Annotated in this window: 12 protein-coding genes; 7 read left to right on the top strand and 5 right to left on the bottom strand. The window is 52.1% G+C overall.

All coding sequences use genetic code 11. The features are described 5' to 3' along the window. Positions 1 to 42: 42 nt before the first annotated feature. Positions 43 to 1227 (top strand): MalY/PatB family protein, encoded by a 1185-nt coding sequence (locus KO216_RS05545; protein ID WP_215523282.1) that lies wholly within the window; start codon positions 43 to 45, stop codon positions 1225 to 1227. 29 nt (positions 1228 to 1256) lie between these two features. Here the strand turns inward: KO216_RS05545 and KO216_RS05550 are convergent, their stop codons facing one another. After that, on the bottom strand, positions 1257 to 2132 hold the full coding sequence (locus tag KO216_RS05550) for a fumarylacetoacetate hydrolase family protein (protein WP_309547283.1): 876 nt from the start codon (positions 2130 to 2132) through the stop codon (positions 1257 to 1259). Here KO216_RS05550 and KO216_RS05555 point away from each other — a divergent pair. The 3 genes from KO216_RS05555 to KO216_RS05565 all read left to right on the top strand — a co-directional run bounded on the left by KO216_RS05555 (position 2077) and on the right by KO216_RS05565 (position 7206). Continuing rightward, positions 2077 to 4758: a DEAD/DEAH box helicase gene (locus tag KO216_RS05555; RefSeq protein WP_215523284.1), complete on the top strand. Its 2682-nt coding sequence runs from the start codon at positions 2077 to 2079 to the stop codon at positions 4756 to 4758. The two genes, KO216_RS05550 and KO216_RS05555, sit on opposite strands and share 56 nt — an antisense overlap. Positions 4759 to 4870: 112 nt before the next feature. Beyond that, complete coding sequence (locus tag KO216_RS05560) at positions 4871 to 5440, top strand: nitroreductase family protein (RefSeq protein ID WP_215523285.1); 570 nt, start codon at positions 4871 to 4873, stop codon at positions 5438 to 5440. A 143-nt stretch (positions 5441 to 5583) separates the two neighbouring features. Next, complete coding sequence (locus KO216_RS05565) at positions 5584 to 7206, top strand: OmpA family protein (protein ID WP_215523286.1); 1623 nt, start codon at positions 5584 to 5586, stop codon at positions 7204 to 7206. Positions 7207 to 7364: 158 nt separating this feature from the next. Here KO216_RS05565 and dcm read toward each other — a convergent pair whose 3' ends face one another. Further along, on the bottom strand, positions 7365 to 8660 hold the full coding sequence (gene dcm / locus KO216_RS05570; protein ID WP_215523287.1) for a DNA (cytosine-5-)-methyltransferase: 1296 nt from the start codon (positions 8658 to 8660) through the stop codon (positions 7365 to 7367). Positions 8661 to 8722: 62 nt separating this feature from the next. Then, positions 8723 to 9436, bottom strand: coding sequence for an Eco47II family restriction endonuclease (locus tag KO216_RS05575; protein ID WP_215523288.1), 714 nt, complete (start codon positions 9434 to 9436; stop codon positions 8723 to 8725). Between the two features lie 290 nt (positions 9437 to 9726). On the opposite strand from KO216_RS05575, the gene KO216_RS05580 reads away from it, so the two are divergent. Continuing rightward, complete coding sequence (locus KO216_RS05580) at positions 9727 to 10614, top strand: DMT family transporter (protein ID WP_215523289.1); 888 nt, start codon at positions 9727 to 9729, stop codon at positions 10612 to 10614. A 42-nt stretch (positions 10615 to 10656) separates the two neighbouring features. Here KO216_RS05580 and KO216_RS05585 read toward each other — a convergent pair whose 3' ends face one another. Beyond that, the gene (locus KO216_RS05585; protein ID WP_215523290.1) at positions 10657 to 12294 is read right to left on the bottom strand and encodes an L-lactate permease; all 1638 of its coding nucleotides are present in this window, start codon (positions 12292 to 12294) and stop codon (positions 10657 to 10659) included. Positions 12295 to 12646: 352 nt separating this feature from the next. Between KO216_RS05585 and KO216_RS05590 the strand changes: the two genes are divergently transcribed. Together KO216_RS05590 and KO216_RS05595 are read left to right on the top strand one after the other, a co-directional pair. Beyond that, the gene (locus tag KO216_RS05590) at positions 12647 to 13981 is read left to right on the top strand and encodes a TrkH family potassium uptake protein (protein WP_215523291.1); all 1335 of its coding nucleotides are present in this window, start codon (positions 12647 to 12649) and stop codon (positions 13979 to 13981) included. Further along, positions 13974 to 14642: a potassium channel family protein gene (locus tag KO216_RS05595; protein ID WP_215523292.1), complete on the top strand. Its 669-nt coding sequence runs from the start codon at positions 13974 to 13976 to the stop codon at positions 14640 to 14642. Before KO216_RS05590 ends, KO216_RS05595 begins: the two co-directional genes overlap by 8 nt. 18 nt (positions 14643 to 14660) lie before the next feature. On the opposite strand, the gene KO216_RS05600 is transcribed toward KO216_RS05595, so the two are convergent. Beyond that, the gene (locus KO216_RS05600) at positions 14661 to 16454 is read right to left on the bottom strand and encodes a phosphotransferase (protein WP_215524067.1); all 1794 of its coding nucleotides are present in this window, start codon (positions 16452 to 16454) and stop codon (positions 14661 to 14663) included. Positions 16455 to 16638: the final 184 nt, after the last annotated feature.

A 16638-nucleotide genomic window follows, 5' to 3' on the forward strand; every position in this document is an offset into this window, starting at 1 on the left:
TTTACCCGCGCCTTGACTGGTCTGGGGGCGTAGGGTGGAGGCATGCAAGATTTTGATCGTTTATCCCTGCAAGAACTACGACGACGAGGTTCTTTAAAATGGACAGGGAAGACGTTCGAGGGTGAGCCTTTATGGGGAGCCTGGGTTGCAGAAATGGATTTTGGAACCGCGCCCGCGGTTGCACGCTGTCTGCACCGCGCTATCGATGATGGTTTCTTTGGTTATATGCCGCCTGACCTGGTCAAAGACCTCCAGCAAGAGACACGAAGGTTTCTAGCTGATTCCTATGGCTGGCAGGTGAGCGCCGAAGATGTTTTTATCTCCTCCGATGTGCTTTCGATTCTGCGCGCTCAAATCCAACTGACCACTAAAGCCGGACAGGCGGTGGTGGTACCCACTCCGGCATATATGCCGTTTTTAACTATCCCCGCGCAGCAGAGACGAGATTTAATCGAGGTTAAAAGTCGCTATCAGCAGGGCCGCTGGGAGCTAGATTTTGAGGCACTCGAAAGCGCCCTCAGTCAAGAAAAAGCTAAGCTGCTGATACTTTGCAACCCTTGGAACCCGACCGGGCGCGTCCTGAGCGAAGCAGAGCTGAGAAAAGTGGGCGAACTGGCACTGGCCCATCAAGTAACAGTATTTGCCGATGAAATCCATGCACCCCTGGTGCTGAAAGATAAAGCTCACCATATTCCTTTTGCCAGCCTAGATCCTGCTTTCACCCAGATTACGGTTACAGCTCATGCGGCCTCTAAGGGCTGGAACCTGGCGGGACTTCATTGCGCGCAAATGATTTTGCCGCCCTCACCGCTACGTGATCTTTTTGAACAGTCAGGGGTGACTACCCAACTAGCGATGGGCGCGACTCCGCTGGGAGCTTTGGCCGCTCGCGCCGCCTACCAAGAGGGAGGCGCTTGGCTGCAAGAAATCAAAGGCTATATTCGCGAAAATCTAGCTCGCTCCCGGGATTTGGCGCTACAGATTGCCCCCCGGCTGGAAATCCCGGAAGTGGAGGGAACCTACCTATCACTATGGGACGCGCGTAGCTATTGCGAAAATCCGGTCAAGATCGCGGAGGAGAGAGCCCGCGTGGGGGTAAATGGGGGCGAGATTCTGGGTACCGGCTACCCCGGTCTGTTGCGACTTAACGCTGCTACTCCTCGCTACCTGTTCCTGGAGATGACCCGGCGGCTAGCTAGTGCGCTACGCGAAACAGAAAACGATTAGTCGCGCTGCTTGCCGGAGGCGTTAACGGTCTAGCGGTTCGCGCTGACCACCATATTTTCCATCTGCCCCACCCCGGTGATGGCGCTTTCTAGGCGCGCACCGGGGCTTAGAGGTTGCGGCAGCTCGATTCCTCCTACGATCACCACGTCCCCGGGCAGCAAAGTCATCATGGAACTGACCTTCGCGAAAGCTTCGGCGGCTGTTAGCGGCAAGTCAGCACTGTTAGCGGAGGCAACCTCTTGCCCGGAAACGCTGGCGCTAATGGTGAGGCTATCTGGATCAAAATCGGGGTCAACCACAATCCAGGGCCCCACTACTGCGGAAGTATCCCAAGCCTTTGCCTGAGCGAAACTGATTTCTTCGCTGCCGCTCGCGCAATCTACCCCAATAGTCCACCCGGCGATTACCTTCCCCACCTGCTCCGGAGTCAAGTTTTTACAAATAGTTTTAGCGACCGCCGCTAGTCCTACGAATACGCGCGCCTCCTCGCCGCCCCAAGTAGGAATCGCTATGGGATCATCCGGGCCAATCACCGCGGTATTGGGTTTGATCGCTACCTGCGGCCACTGCTCGGAACCCGCCGTCTTACCCGCGAGATTCGCGCAGCAGCTAACTGCTTTCGAGCGAGGAATAACCGGAGACAGCAGCCGCGCCTCCTCTAAGTTATAGAGCTGTCCGGAGGGTTCCGCCTTTTGGAATAGGGGGTCACCTTTGAGGGCTACTATCCGTTCACTTCCGTCCTCTAAAGCTCCGTAAATAGGGTGGTCATCAATCCGAAATCGCACAATCTTCATAGAGCCCAGTCTAGCGTCCTTGCTAGAGTAGGAAGGATGAGCAAAGGAGGAACGCGTGAGTAGCAATGCCCCGGAACCGGCGTGGCGACGCCTGATTTCCGCAATGTTCACTTCCCCGCATCCCGAAATTACTCCTGGCGCTGACCTGGGAATTTGCATTGAATTAGATGGTAGTTTCCATCCCCTGCGCCGGGAAGTTTCTGGCACTTGGACCCGTAATCGTGCCAGTTGGCGTGACCTTTGCCAAACTAAATGGGAGTCGGTTTCTGCCGGTTTAGATAGGGCGCAGCTGAGCCATTTACGGCAGGTGGCTGGGCTATTAGAAAAAGCTCCCCAGCGGCTATCTTCCGAGGAGGCCGCGCAGGTATCCCCTACTATTCGCAGCCTGGCGCGAGCCGGATTTTCTTTTGCCCTAGGTACCGAGCCCCTCACTCCTTTGCGTTTTTCTCCGATTCTGGCGCGTCCTTTCCTGGATATTTGCGCCCCGGGTGACGTGGCGCTGCGCTTCGGGATTGATTTTTCTGCCGGTAAAGACCCTGCCCAGCGCACAGTCGCCGCTACCTGCGTGGCAGCCGGTCTAGAACTGGTGGCCAGCGAACAGCTGGGGTGTTTTGCTCTCTGGGATGATCGCTTCGGGGCGCTTAACCGAGTGTTGGGGGCGAAACCGGTGCGGGTGCCGCAAGCAGATTTACCGGATTTTTTGTTACAAGATTTTCCGCGCCTCGCCGAAAGTTTCCCGGTCTATTCTTTGGATGACAGTTTTGAGTTCCCAAAATATCGCTACCTGCTAGAAGTTGGAACTTCCCGAGCAGAGGATCTTTACCGGATTCACCTGCGCGCCATGCGCGAACTTGGGGGTGAAAAGATTGAAACCAGCGCCCTGCCAGTTCAGATTGCGGAGCTGAAAACCCAGGTGACGAAGTGGTTGCGCTGTCAAGAAGGGGTTTTCACTTTCGATAGTTTTCTTTCTTGCCCCGCTCACCGCATTAACCAGTTACTCGATGAGCTGGAAACCGTTTTTGAGGCTCAAGATTTAGAGGTTAATCGCCATGGGATTCCCCGTTCATTTTCGCAAAGGGGCGGGGAGATCATCGTAGATTTAGCTCCCAACACTTACGGCTGGTTCACCCCCAAGGTGCGGTTACATTTAGATGATCGTGACTTTGGGGCCTTAGAGATTGCGAAGATTCGCGAGCGCGGTGGGCTAATCGATGCCGATACTTACCTAAGCGAAGCAGATCTGGATCGGCTGACGCTGCTAATTGAGCGCGCTGGCCTTAATCGGCGCGGTATTCACCCGGCGATTATTGACCTTTCCCAGATTTTGGAGGGCACGCAGGCGCAGGTTCGCGGCCTGGAAGCATGGAAGTCACGCCAGCTAAAGTTGCCGCCGATAGCCCCGCCCCACACCGCTAAGCTGCGCGAATATCAACGCACGGGGGTGTCCTGGTTGCTGGCGCAACTAGCGATTGGTCCCGGAGCAGTGCTTGCCGATGAAATGGGGCTGGGGAAAACCCTGCAGATTTTAGCGGCGATTAAGTCCTTGCCCACCTCGAGTCCGGTGCTGGTAGTGGCACCAACTTCGGTGATTAACGTTTGGGAGTCGCAAGCACAGCGCTTTTATCCCGAGATGGAGGTGCGGGCGCTGCGTAGCGGCAGCGATATCGAGGACGGTTTTAGCGGGGCAGATTTAGTGGTTACCTCCTATGGGTTGCTGCGCCGCCACTCCGAGACTTTCTTACAGCCCCAATGGCAGGGGGTGATTTGTGACGAAGCGCAGCTAGTGAAGAATCCGCGTACTCAAGCCTGGCGCGTCCTCAATGATTTGGATCGAAAGTGGACGATTTGTGCGACTGGCACTCCCCTAGAGAATTCTTTAGCGGATTTGCATGCGATTTTATCTTTGGCGCAACCGGGAACTTTGCTTTCGCGGGAGCAGTTTTCTGCCTTGCAGCTGCGCGGGCTCACCCAGGTGCGTTCTCTGGTGGCTCCCTATATGTTGCGGCGCACTAAAGCGGAGGTGGCACCGGATTTGCCTCCGAAGATTGAACAGGTGTTGCGGGTTGATTTAGAGCCGGGGCATATTGCCACTTATCGGGAACTAGAGGCTCAGGCGCGCCACCAGGTTAGTGGGTTACTGCGCTCCGGTGACCGCATGTCGATTTTGGCGGCGCTGACGGCGCTGCGGCGAGCCAGCCTGGACCTGCGTCTGGTAGGAGGACGCGCGGGAATAACCAGCGCGAAAACTAACGCTCTGGTGGAACAGCTACAGGCAATACCTGGCCATAAAGCCTTAGTGTTTTCCCAGTTCACCTCTTATTTAAAGTTAATTAAAGAGGCTTTGGAGGGGGCGGGAATAATAACTGCTTATCTCGATGGTTCTACCCGGCAGCGCGACCAGGTGGTTAAGGAGTTTTCGGAGGGAGACGCACAAGCTTTCTTGATTTCCCTGCGGGCAGGCGGGACCGGACTTACTTTGACTGCCGCCGACTATGTGTTTGTGATGGATCCGTGGTGGAACCCCGCGGTGGAAGAACAGGCAATCGACCGCGCTCACCGCATTGGGCAAGACCGCCCGGTTAATGTCTACCGCCTGGTGGCGAAGGGAACCATCGAAGAAAAAGTCTCCCAGCTGCAACAACGTAAACGCGACCTCTTTACTTCGATAGTTAAATCTTCCGGCTCTATGGCAGAGCTAGCCAGTTCCCTGTTAATGGAAAATAACGATACGAACTAGACGTCATAATGCGGATAGGTTTTATGCGCCATAAGCTGAATTTCTGCGTCGCCTCTAGCGACTTGGTGTTTTCTCCTAGAAGATTAAGGCGAAGCAGAGGAAAGGAATAGCTATGAAGACCTTGGAACTATTGCAGGATCGCCGTTCGCGATACCAGCTGGAGCGGAAGATCCCCTTAAGCCACCAGGAACTGCTGGATTTGATTGACGAGGTAACCGCGCAGGTACCAGATGCTTTCAACATGCAATCACAGCGCCTACTGGTAGTTACCGGCGAGAATCAAGACGCCCTCTGGAATCGGGTCTTCGAGGTTTTTGAAGGTAAAGTTCCGCGGGAAAAGATCGATTCTTTCCGTGCCGGTTACGGCACTATTCTCTACTTCTATGACCAGGAAGTCACCGAAGAGATGGCGGGTAAGTTCACCACCTATGCTGACAAGTTCCCGCACTGGGCAGCGCAATCCCTGGCCATGCTGCAGTTTTCGCTGTGGGTAGCGCTCCGCGAGGCGGGCATTGGCGCTTCCCTACAGCACTACAATCCGGTGATTGACCACGCGGTGAAACAGCTGTTTGACCTGCCCGAAACCTGGGTGCTAGATGCGCAAATGCCGTTTGGGGTTGCCAGCGATGAGCCGCATCCTAAGCAGCTACAAGACATTCGCCAGCGGGTAATTCAGCGCTAGCCGGGTAACCACTCCCGGAATGACCTTAAGTAAAGAAGATTAAAATAACCCATTTATTATTTACTTAAAATTTACGGAATCGTCCAGTTTTATTTAACCGTCGTCCTATAGCTTGATAACTGCAATAGCTGCAGGAGACGCCCATGAATAAAATTTTTTCGATTACCGCTTCCCTTATAACCGTAGTCGCTTTGACCTTTAGTCTTAGCGGCTGCGGTTCTAAGACTCCCCCCTCCAATTCTTCTTCAAAGCCGGCCTCTACCAGAACCGCGGATCAAGCGCCAGCGTCCGTGGACATTAAAGGTAAATACAATAATGGTTCCATGTGGGCAAAAGTAGGTCCCATATATCGACAAGAGGACGGAACCTCAGTTCTAGCGCTAGCGGCAGGATATTCAAAAGAAGTGACCGGGTGGCCTGCTAACACAAATGTGGGGCAGGCGATTACTAGCGTCAATAACACTGAGCAAATCGCTTATTCGGGGATTTTCCTGCTCAACGATTCGGAAGTGTTCGAGCCGCTCAGAATGAAAGATAACCAGGTTGCTTGGGTGCCGCAGGACGCAAAACTAAAAAAAGAACAGATGCATTCTTTTAAAGAACAGCAAAAAGGCGAATTAAAAGAATCTGTACTAGTGCCTTTCGGCGACATCGGTAAAGACACTAAAGCCGCCGGGGTTTCAGTGGGGCTAATCGGGTTTGCGGCGAACGTGCCAGTTCTTGACAGTGCGCAGGCTCCCCAGAAGGTGCAAAAAGCACTGGGGAAGATACCGCAGGACGCAGAGGTAAATATCCACGCCCCCTACACCCAATACACTATGACCCCGGGGATGGGGATTTCCTCCGGTAAGGAGAACCTGAATGTAACTTTGGCGGCAGACGTATTCTTTGACTCGGGGAAATGGGATATTAAACCGGACTCCAAATCTGTCCTCGATCAGGCAGCCGCCGCCCTAGCTACTCACGAGCCGGGCGAAGTCACCATTGTTGGGCACACCGATGATGTACCCGATAAGAACGTGGGGAACCAAGTCTTGAGTGAAAACCGCGCCAATGCGGTAAAAGCGGTTTTGGCTGGAAAATCTGAGCTGGCCGGTTTTAGTTTTAAGGCCTCTGGTAAAGCCGCTACCCAACCGGCGGTACCAGGAACTACCCCGGAGGCGCGGGCGAAGAACCGGCGGGTCGAAGTCAGCATAAAAACTCCGGTTAAGAAAGAGGTTGCCGAACTGCAGGCGGCGAGTGCCAAGATGCCTGCTGCAGACGCTAGCGAGTCTACTTGGCCGGCCGCGGTGGCATACGATGCCGATACTACCGGCGCTAAACCCACCACTATGGAAATCATTGCCTCGAAAGCGGTAGCGTACCCGCACTATACTTTGGTGACCTTTACGGTTACCGCCAAAGACGTGAGTATGTGGTTTACAAGTCTGCAGTTCGAGGCGAACTATCATGGCACGCCCAATGGTAACAACAAGTTTTACGGTGCCGATATTTTGCGGGGCCAGGTTCGTACCGCCCCACTAGAGTATGCGCGCCCCCTACAAGGTGGCACCGAGCAGGCGGTAGTTGCCGGAGGGGGCGTTCACGGGGCTGGCACCAGCATAAAGTCGGGTTACAAACTGACTATCCCGGTCCTGTATCCGCCTACCAAAGACCAGACCATCACCATAGACGCCACCTACCATAACCCCCAGGTCAATAAGAAAGACTTAGGTTGGCGCATCAAAGATATTCCCGTAAAACCGGCGACCGAGGGCGGTAAATAAGCACCGAACAAGCGTGAGATAACTAAGAGATAGTTGTCTATCATGCGTGTAGCACTAGAAACATCATTAGTGCGGCTACCCTAGATACTTACGACCAGCTTTACTGGGATATCTTTCTGGGATTCGCTCAGCTTTCCCTAGGTGGCGGGCAAAGAATGTTATATAAGGACGCCCTGCTCGCCGCTCTTATTTTTCGTTTCTCCCGGTGTTAGAGAAAGGGGCGCTACTACCTCCATAGTGTCTTCTAGCGGAATTTCGCCTAATGCTGCCAGCACACACCTGCCTACGTGGTAACCCAAGTTCACTGGCACGGCGTTCCCGATCTGCTTATATTGCGCGGCCATGGATCCGCAAAACTCCCAATCATCGGGAAAAGTTTGGATGCGCGCATACTCGCGCACAGTAAAGGGTCGCGTTTCGTTGGGGTGACAACGCTCGGTCTGTTTTTGCGCCGGATTACAGGTTAAAGTAAGTGCCGGCTGATTCCATGCCATACGACGCGCCATTCCAGTTTTACCTCCCCCTAAAAAGTAGGAGGCACCCATATATTCTCGCTGTATCTCATCAGGTAGGTCTCGCCAGTTTCCGCCCTCGGGAATCATTTCCATAACCTTGGCTTTACGCTCGGTGTAGCGCTGCCCAGGGGACTGCGGAACATTTTGCAGCGCCTCTTTCAGAGTTACTACATAGTCATTTTCTTTAGGGAAAATGATTGGCAAATCCAGGTCTTTGCGAGTGGCAAACAAGATAAGTCGTTCGCGCTTTTGCGGCACATCTAGGTATTGAGCCCGCAAGACTTGGTAGTTTACTCGGTACCCTAGTTCATCAAAGGTATTGAGCATGGTGGTAAGAGTATTGCCGTGATCGTGTTTGACCAGTCCGCGCACATTCTCGCCGATTGCAATCGCGGGACGGATTGCTCTGATAGCCCGAGCAAACTCGAAGAATAGGGTGCCGCGCGTATCCTCGAAGCCTCGGCTTTTCCCTGCATAGGAAAACGCTTGGCATGGGAAACCGGCTTGGATAACTTGCGCGTCCAGCTTTGAAAAATCTACCTCATGCACGTCATCGGGGCAGATGTTCCAGTCAAAGCCGTGAGCCTGACTATTTTGCCGCAAAGTAGCTACCGCGTCCCGGTCAAACTCATTGAGAAACACATGTGGCAATCCAGCATTATGGAAACCAAGAGCGGTACCGCCACCTCCTGCGAACAAATCTATGCAGGTAGCCCGGGGATAGGTTTTATCCGAACGCAAAACAGTAAATGGTTTTTCCTCGCCATTACCCGAAAGTTTCCGCTGCAATCTTTCGATTTCAGCCACATTAAATAGACGGTTTCCTCGTCCATCCCTACTAGATTTAATCAGCCCCTGTTTAGCCCAACGACGAATAGTATCAACCGATACTTTTAACTCCCCAGCGGCTATACCAATTTGAACCAGCTTGTTGCCCATCAACACCCCTTGACCTAGTACCCTTGCCTAGGTAAAGGTTACTATAAATTATTTCCTGTCCGCTAGGCTGGCAAGCTAGTTGTGAATAACTTTTCCATTTCTGCTTCATCGAGCTTTACGCCCTCACCAGTAAAATCTGCAAAAATCCGCGGTAATGCCATATAGAGCTCGTGTAAAGCAGTGGGGCGTTCGAACACTAAGGCATAAGCAGTTACCCCGTCACATACCCTAACGATTGGTTTTTCAGAGCGTCCCGATACTTTCCAGGGGTGATCGTATTGCTCTGGAGTTTTTGGCACTATCTGGAACAGATAAGCGATGGCATCATTGGCGCGCGCAAGAGAATCTAGGCGATCCCAGGTAAATTTTTCATCGGATGCTTTGATGGTGTTGAACCGATTCTTCACCTCCGCAAACAGCGGTTTTCCATGTAGAGGATGCAAAAATCCCGGTATTGTTCTCAAATCTATGGATCCACCCGAGGCGCCAGTTTCAGTCCAATTCTTTGCCAGTCCCAGCACCCGTTGATGCCAGTAACCCACATTTCCTGACAGGGTCTTATTGAAGGATCGCTGTTCTTCAAAAATCTGCGCCTGCGCTAATCCTTCACCTCCAAGCACAGCATGAGCTACTAAAGTGAAGGGATCTGGAGGAAGGGTCTTGCCGCGTTTTGCAGACTCTATCTTCTTAAATGCTTTCTCAAAAGATAGCCTTGTAACCTCATACAAAGCATCTTCATCGATCCAATCAAGACCGTAGGAATGATTTTCGCCCATACTAAACCTCATATACCTGGCACTGTGACATTCCAAGAGTAAAACCTAGGAATACCTGTATGTTACCAATTTGTATCTCCTTAAATCCCTAGCAGAGTTCTAAAAACTTATCCATAGTCGCGTCCTCGCCCTGAGATCGCTAATCCTGAGCATTATTTTTAGGCGGTGTCCTCACTAGATTTCAATATAGTCTCGCGTTTTTGAACTCGCGCTCCCCTAGTTACCAGCGGGTATTTCAAAAGTAGAACCTTTAAGTCTGAGCCGCGTGCTTCGTTGATAGGGTGGCAAAGATGAAGAAAACGAACGCGCGCGGGCTGGAAATCCTGTTAGCTCTGGTGATGATGGCTCGTGGGACTTCGTTTATTTTCAGCAAATTGCTGCTAGAAACCATGAGCACCTTCAACGTATTGGCGCTAAGATTTGGGATCGCTTTCCTGGTACTGGCAGCGCTGTTTGCTCGCCGCCTCTACCGCGCCAGCCGGAAAGTATGGGTAGCGGGATTCCTGATTGGATTCCTATATTTCCTGGTGATGTCACTGGAACTGACCGCCTTGACTATGGCAGATACTGGGCCAGTAGCGCTCACCGAACACACCAGCATCGTGATGGTGCCACTCGCCACTGCTGCTTTGGCGAGGATGCACCCTAATCCCATAATGCTGGTATCGGCTTTTCTGGCGGTTACCGGGGTGGGGATGCTGACCCTGCCTGGCGGGAACCTTTCTACCGGGCTCTTAATCGCCCTACTGGGAGCCGTCTGTTACGCAGTAACCATCATCGTTACCGATCGAGTAACCCATAGCCCCGAGGAAGGGTTCACTGTCGGAATTATTCAGCTTGGTACGCTCGCACTCTTAGCTGGGAGCGCCAGTTTTTTCGTGGAATCCCCGCATTTGCCCTCCTCTCCGGCGCAATGGGGAATGTTGGCAGTGCTAGTAGTGGTGTGTACGGTTTTCGGTTTTACTTTCCAGCCGGTTGCTCAGGCGCGGGTATCGGCAGAAATGACCGGACTACTATCAGCATTAAACCCGGCGGTAGCAGCGATAATCGGAGCATTCGTGTTACATGAACAGTTTGGCTGGATGGGTGCACTCGCGGTTGCGTTGATCCTAGTCGCTATTACCCTCCCCAGCTGGCTGCGCCTCCTCACCCCTAGTGCCGGAAACGATTTACCGTAGTTACGGCTATGCAAAGCTATCAGCTATAAAGCGCTAGGGTAATTAGTGCAGGAGCAGCATTCCGCCGGCGAAGCAGATAATTACTACGAAAAGTAGCAGACCAAGCGACCAGCGAATAACTTCGCGTAACAGTTCGATTTCCTTTTCTGGCGCACCCATAGAGGCGGCCGCAATCGCCAGGGATTGCGGGGCGATCAGTTTCCCGATTACTCCCCCGGCGGTATTGACTGCGACTGCAAAGGCACCGGGCAGACCAATCTGCAAGGCGGTGGTTTCTTGTAGGGAGGCAAAGAGGGCGTTAGCGGAGGTACTTGACCCCGAAATCGCGGTGCCCAGGTATCCAATCAGCGGAGACAGTACCAGGAAGAAAGTTCCGGTGCTTGCCAGTAAGGTTCCGATGGTCAAGACCATGCCGGAGATATTCATCAGGTAGGCCAGCGCCATCACTTCTAAAATGGTGGCCGCCGAAAAGCGCATAGAATGGATGGCAGCCCCCAGTTCTTTTAGCACCCGCTTAGCCCCCAAGGGATAGGTTCCCTTTTCGTGCAGCAGGGAAAAAGCTATGCCGGTGATGATCGCGGAGAATGCGATCAGGATCCCCGGTTGGGAAAGGATGGGGATTATCACGGTGCCGATATGGGAGGCCACCTGGGGGTTATCGGCGCTCGCTACCTTCCCAGCCAGTGCCGGCCAGCTAACCTGCAGGTCAGTGGCGCTTAGAGTGTTCGCAAACAGAGACACCATCCGTCCCAAAGACAAAACCGCAATCACCAAAGAATAAGGCAGCACCGCCATCACCACCCGCCCTATGCGCAGATCAGTGGGCTTTTCAGTTACAAACTCTTTCGGAATCGGAGGACGATAGATTAGCACCATCAACCACACCACCAGGAAAGTCACTATCGGAGGGAGCACCCCACCCAACTCGAAAGAGATAAAACGCAAAGTCAAGAACTGGCCGATGCCTTCTACCAGCCCCATTACCAGCGCTAGGGGAAATAGTTGTCGAAAATTCTTCCTATCTATTAGCAAGATAAGGACGAAAGGAATCGCCAACGCCACCGCTGGTTCCGTCAAAGACACGTATTTTGCTATATCAGCGGCATTTTCATTGATGTGATGTCCACTCATGAGTGCGGCGGCAGTGGTAATCGGCACCCCGAAAGCTGCATAGGCCACGGGAGAAGTGTTCGCCACCAGGGCGATGACTGCAGCTTTTAGCGGTTTGAACCCCAGTCCCATCAGTAAAGCAGTCACAATCGCTACCGGCACCCCAAAACCTGATAGCCCCTCGAGCAGACCCCCGAAACAGAGGGCAATCAGCATGGTTTGAATCCGCAAATCCCCGTTTCCTACTGCGGAGAAAACCTTCCGTAAATCAGTTTCGCGTCCGGTTGCTTGCATTAGGCGGTGCAGCCACACCGCCGCAATCACAATCACAATGATCGGGATTAGCCCTTTTAAAGCTCCCAGCAGGCTGGCGGATATAGCCATGGTGATGGGCATTTTGAACCCGACGATGGCGACGATTAAACCCGTAGCTAAGGCGATTAAACCTGACAGATGCGAGCGCATCCTAAATGCCCCGACGAGAACGAAAAATACCACTATCGGTAGCGCTGCTACCAGGGCAGATACCCAAAGGCGATCCCCCACAGCAGTAACATCAGGTACAAACATTTTATTGCTCCTTTTGGTGCTACTTTGTGATTTTAGCGACCGGAAACAGGAGTGGAAAATAGCGGAGCCATTAATGGCAGAAAAATAATGCCCGGAGGATTATTTTTGCACTGGTCCCCAGTCACGTGACCGCGCGTCCTCATGCCCTTTAGTGACCTTTAACTGCAGGAATAAGAATCTAGGTTGGTTAAAAGCCGGCAGGGATCCCCCATTTTTCTTTCCCTGCCTCCTGCTCACATGCTGGACAGTTGCGGGGAGCATGTCCGCCCCCACTTGCTGCTGGGCAAGGTCGGCGATTTTGTTTAACAAATAATGCTTGCACCCGCGAGGGTAGCTGCGTAATATGCACTTCGTGGCTAGAACACAACGCCATTATTTTAACTATGCGGCGGTTATTTTATCGGGGTTCCTCATCGCCCTGCTGATAGGAACCTGCCTGTTGATGCTACCGGTATCAACTGTGCATGTCGGGGGGCTGCCCCTGCTGCCGGCACTATTTACCGCCACTTCCGCCCTATGCGTTACCGGGCTAACCATTGTTGATACCGCCACCTATTGGACAGATTTTGGCAAAGTCGTAATCTTGCTGCTGATCCAGGTAGGTGGCTTCGGGGTAATGAGCTTTGCGGCGGTGCTCGCCCAAGCAGTTATCCGCCGAGAAAACCACAGCACTAATCTGGTCTCCGCTGCTGAACGCCGCAGCGGCAGCGGCAGGATCCGTACCCTGCTGCGGCGGGTTCTGGCCACTTCCCTCTTGATTGAGCTATTCACTGCCATTCCCCTGACGATTCGTTTCCTGTCCTTAGGGTATTCGCTGCCCCGCGCCCTCTGGCATGGGGTATTCCACGCAGTTTCGGCTTTTAATAACGCCGGCTTCTCCCTCTATTCCGATAGTCTGTCCTCCTTTGTGGGAGATTGGGGAATATGTTTACCCCTAATAGTGGCAATCATTATTGGGGGTTTGGGCTTCCCCGTCCTCTTTCAGCTTCGCACCAGCTTGCTTAAACCTTATAGCTGGTCACTACACACCCGGATGGTGCTAGCTGGCACCGCCGGGCTGCTAGTATTCTCTTCCCTGATTGTTACCGCTTTTGAGTGGCATAACCCGAAAACCTTAGGAAAGCTTCCTACCCTAGATGCGATTCTGGCTGGAATATTTCAAGCGGTGCAAACCCGTACCACCGGTTTTAACTCGATTGATATTGGGCAAATGCATGAGTCCACCCTGTTCGCGATGGATACTTTTATGTTCATTGGCGCGGGACCTGCAGGTACTGCCGGCGGTATCAAGATCACCACTATGTTTGCCCTGCTAGCTATCGTGGCTGCGGTTATTCGCGGGCGCAACCAAGCAGTGGTCTTTGGTAAAAGCATCTCAGCTGACGTGGTGCACCAAGCGGTAGCGGTAGTGGTATTGGCCTTTATCCTGGTAGCTACCGACACCATCGCTATCCTGTATTTAACCCACTTCACCTTGTCCCAAACCCTATTTGAAGTGCTTTCGGCATTTGGGACTGTGGGGCTGTCTACGGGGATAACCCCGCAACTTAACAACCCTTCGCAACTAATCCTGATAACTTTGATGATTATTGGACGACTAGGTCCGATTACGGTTGCAACCGCACTCGCCTTCGCACCTAGCGCCTCCAAGATTTCCTTCCCCACAGAAAGGCCGATCATTGGTTAACTTCTCAAAACCTACTTACGCGGTTCTCGGTTTAGGACGCTTTGGCAGCGCCGTAGCCCGCGAACTGATGTCCGACTATGCCGTGGTTATCGGTATCGATTTAAACGAAACGGTAGTGAACCGCAATAACGGCATCTTGAGCCAGGTGGCGCAAACCGATGCCACCGATATTTCCTCGATAACCGAGCTGGGGGTAGCCGATTGTGATGGCGTAGTAGTCGGTATCGGCGGCCCCCACGTGGAAGCGTCTATCCTCGCCTGTTCTCTGCTTACTGATATGGGGGTCAAAAACCTGTGGGCAAAGTCCTCCGGGACTGCTCACGGCCGTATCTTGGAACAAATCGGGGTGCCTCATATTGTGCATCCCGAGGTAGCTATGGGCAGGAGGATAGCTCACCTGGTACGGGGGGTAAACCTGGACTACGTGGAGCTGTCTGCTGGTACCGCAATCGTTAGAACCATTCTTCCCCCGTCCGCTGCCGGGCCTCTAGATGAGGTCGATCTTTGGAACCGATATGGGGTAAAGATCGTAGCGGTGCTGCGAGAAAACCAATGGCAACCGGTACTGCAAGACATCGAACTTACCGAGGGCGACCAAGTACAAATTTACGGTAGCGCGAAACAGGTAGAAAAGTTCGCCCGCCTCGCTCCCCGCCCGTAGGTATTTTCTGGAGAACTATTAATTATCTCTGGTCGCATTTTCGTAGGCGGCGAGCAAATCATTGATTTTCTCAGTCGCATATGAATAGTAGATATAGAGCCATTCGCCGATAGTATCCCCTTCGGATTCTTTAACAAGCGACCAGAGATACCAACACCAGCCGGCGAACACTACATACGACCAAAAGTGGCGATGCTCAGCTGGAGTCGGGGTGCGGTCAAAGTAATATTCAAGCGCTTGGTCTGCGAGTTCATTGTTCAGATCAGTGGTAGCGACCACCATCGAGCCAAAATCTGCGGCAACATCTGACATTCCGGCATATTCCCAATCGATAAGATCTAAATCGCCCTCGGGAGACACCAAGAAATTCAAGCTAGAAAAATCGTTATGACTGGGAACAATCGGGAAATTATCGGCATCTGTGTAGCGTTTTAAACGCAATATTTTTTCACGCAGTGCTTCATAGCCGGGAACGTCAATAGGACTATGATGTTTAAGAATTTCTTCATAGCGCAAACCTTCAGCCACAAAGTCAAAGTTACGCGTAAGCTTTTTGCCACTTTCATGAAGCCGCCTGGACATCCTCATCGCCCTACGCAATTCGTCCGGATTACTCACGTCGAGGTTGCGACAGTCGGGAATAAACCGAGAAATCTTCCATCCTTCAATCGGATCAGACGCTAGAAAAGTTGAGTCAAGCCCCTGTTCTCTCGCCAAGTTCAAGGCTTCGCTTTCTGCTTGACGATCCATTATTTTATCTGTTCCTACCCCTGGGTGGCGATAGACGTATTCGCGGCCATTAACGGAAAAATGACAGGAAAGATTGGTAATCCCCTGCTTCAACGGATAGACATCTTGAATATCGTTGACATCGCACCCAAGGGTTTTCTTAATATTTTCAAAAATTTCTGAATCCACATTTTCCATAAATAATGGATCAAATGAGCGGAGCTCATCAACAGAATCAAATTCGTTAATCACCCCTTCTGGATACTTGCGGATACCCATAGCAAAGGCGTTTAGGTGATCGACATAGATTTGTTCCCACAGTTTAGGAGCCGTTTCCGGGAGGGTGTAGACATTCTCGAGTATCCCCACAAACGTCCGCGAGAATTCACGATCAAAATATACATGCCCGAGCATTATCCATGCGTCCCTGCCGCCGACAGTAACTCCGGTTATCAACCCATCGCTATCTGTTTTTAGGCACCACTCGCCAGTTTCACCTTTAACATACTGAGCTGAATAGTAAGCACGATAAACGTGCGATTCGAAGGGATTTTCAGTGAAGTAGTTATCGGAGGAACACACATAGGTATTGGCTAGTTTGTCCCGCACCAGCCATAACGAACCATTATTGTTGCGGGTTGCATATTCGGAGTTGACTACAATGTTCACCCCGTATTTTTCTGCGAGATAGAAAAAGTATTCCTTCCGGTACCCGACAACCACAGTAATGTCCGTGATTCCCGCTTCGTGGAGCTGCTCAATTTGGCGCTCAATTAGTACTTCACCACGTACCCGAAGCGTACCTTTTGGACGCTCATAGGAAATTGGCGCAAAACGCGAGGAAAGTCCAGCAGCCATAATTACCGCATTATCAACCGCGTAGGGGGCTAGCGCTTTCTCTCCAGCCGCTGTTATCTGTTGCTGCGCTAGATAGCCAAATGCCTCAAGCTCTTTAACTGTTGCATTCACCGCTGCTAGGGGCATGCCAGTCAATGATTGAATTTCGCTGTGCTTTAGTGCTTCCGAAGAGCGAAAAAAGGCATAGAGAACATCAAATTGCGCTTTAGTTAGGCTTGAGAGCATAATCCATCCGTTCAAAATCCGCTTGTTTAGATTCCTATCTAAACTCGTAGTGTGTAAAACATATTATGAACAGTTCGCGTCTTGGTGTCACATTGTCGCTGATTTTATAGATCTTTAGCTTTCACGACCGACATACCAGGATTGATTAGCAATTGTGCGCAGTACGTTGGTTGCCATCTGATTC

Source organism: Varibaculum prostatecancerukia, assembly GCF_943169825.2.
Classification (GTDB): Bacteria; Actinomycetota; Actinomycetes; order Actinomycetales; family Actinomycetaceae; genus Varibaculum; species Varibaculum prostatecancerukia.

Excerpts from the sequence above, each read along its gene's own strand:
- KO216_RS05600 (WP_215524067.1), bottom strand. The coding sequence starts at position 16,454 with ATGCTCTCAAGCCTAACTAAAGCGCAATTTGATGTTCTCTATGCCTTT.
- KO216_RS05585 (WP_215523290.1), bottom strand. The coding sequence starts at position 12,294 with ATGTTTGTACCTGATGTTACTGCTGTGGGGGATCGCCTTTGGGTATCT.
- KO216_RS05560 (WP_215523285.1), top strand. The coding sequence starts at position 4,871 with ATGAAGACCTTGGAACTATTGCAGGATCGCCGTTCGCGATACCAGCTG.
- KO216_RS05580 (WP_215523289.1), top strand. The coding sequence starts at position 9,727 with ATGAAGAAAACGAACGCGCGCGGGCTGGAAATCCTGTTAGCTCTGGTG.
- KO216_RS05545 (WP_215523282.1), top strand. The coding sequence starts at position 43 with ATGCAAGATTTTGATCGTTTATCCCTGCAAGAACTACGACGACGAGGT.
- KO216_RS05575 (WP_215523288.1), bottom strand. The coding sequence starts at position 9,436 with ATGGGCGAAAATCATTCCTACGGTCTTGATTGGATCGATGAAGATGCT.
- dcm (WP_215523287.1), bottom strand. The coding sequence starts at position 8,660 with ATGGGCAACAAGCTGGTTCAAATTGGTATAGCCGCTGGGGAGTTAAAA.
- KO216_RS05565 (WP_215523286.1), top strand. The coding sequence starts at position 5,584 with ATGAATAAAATTTTTTCGATTACCGCTTCCCTTATAACCGTAGTCGCT.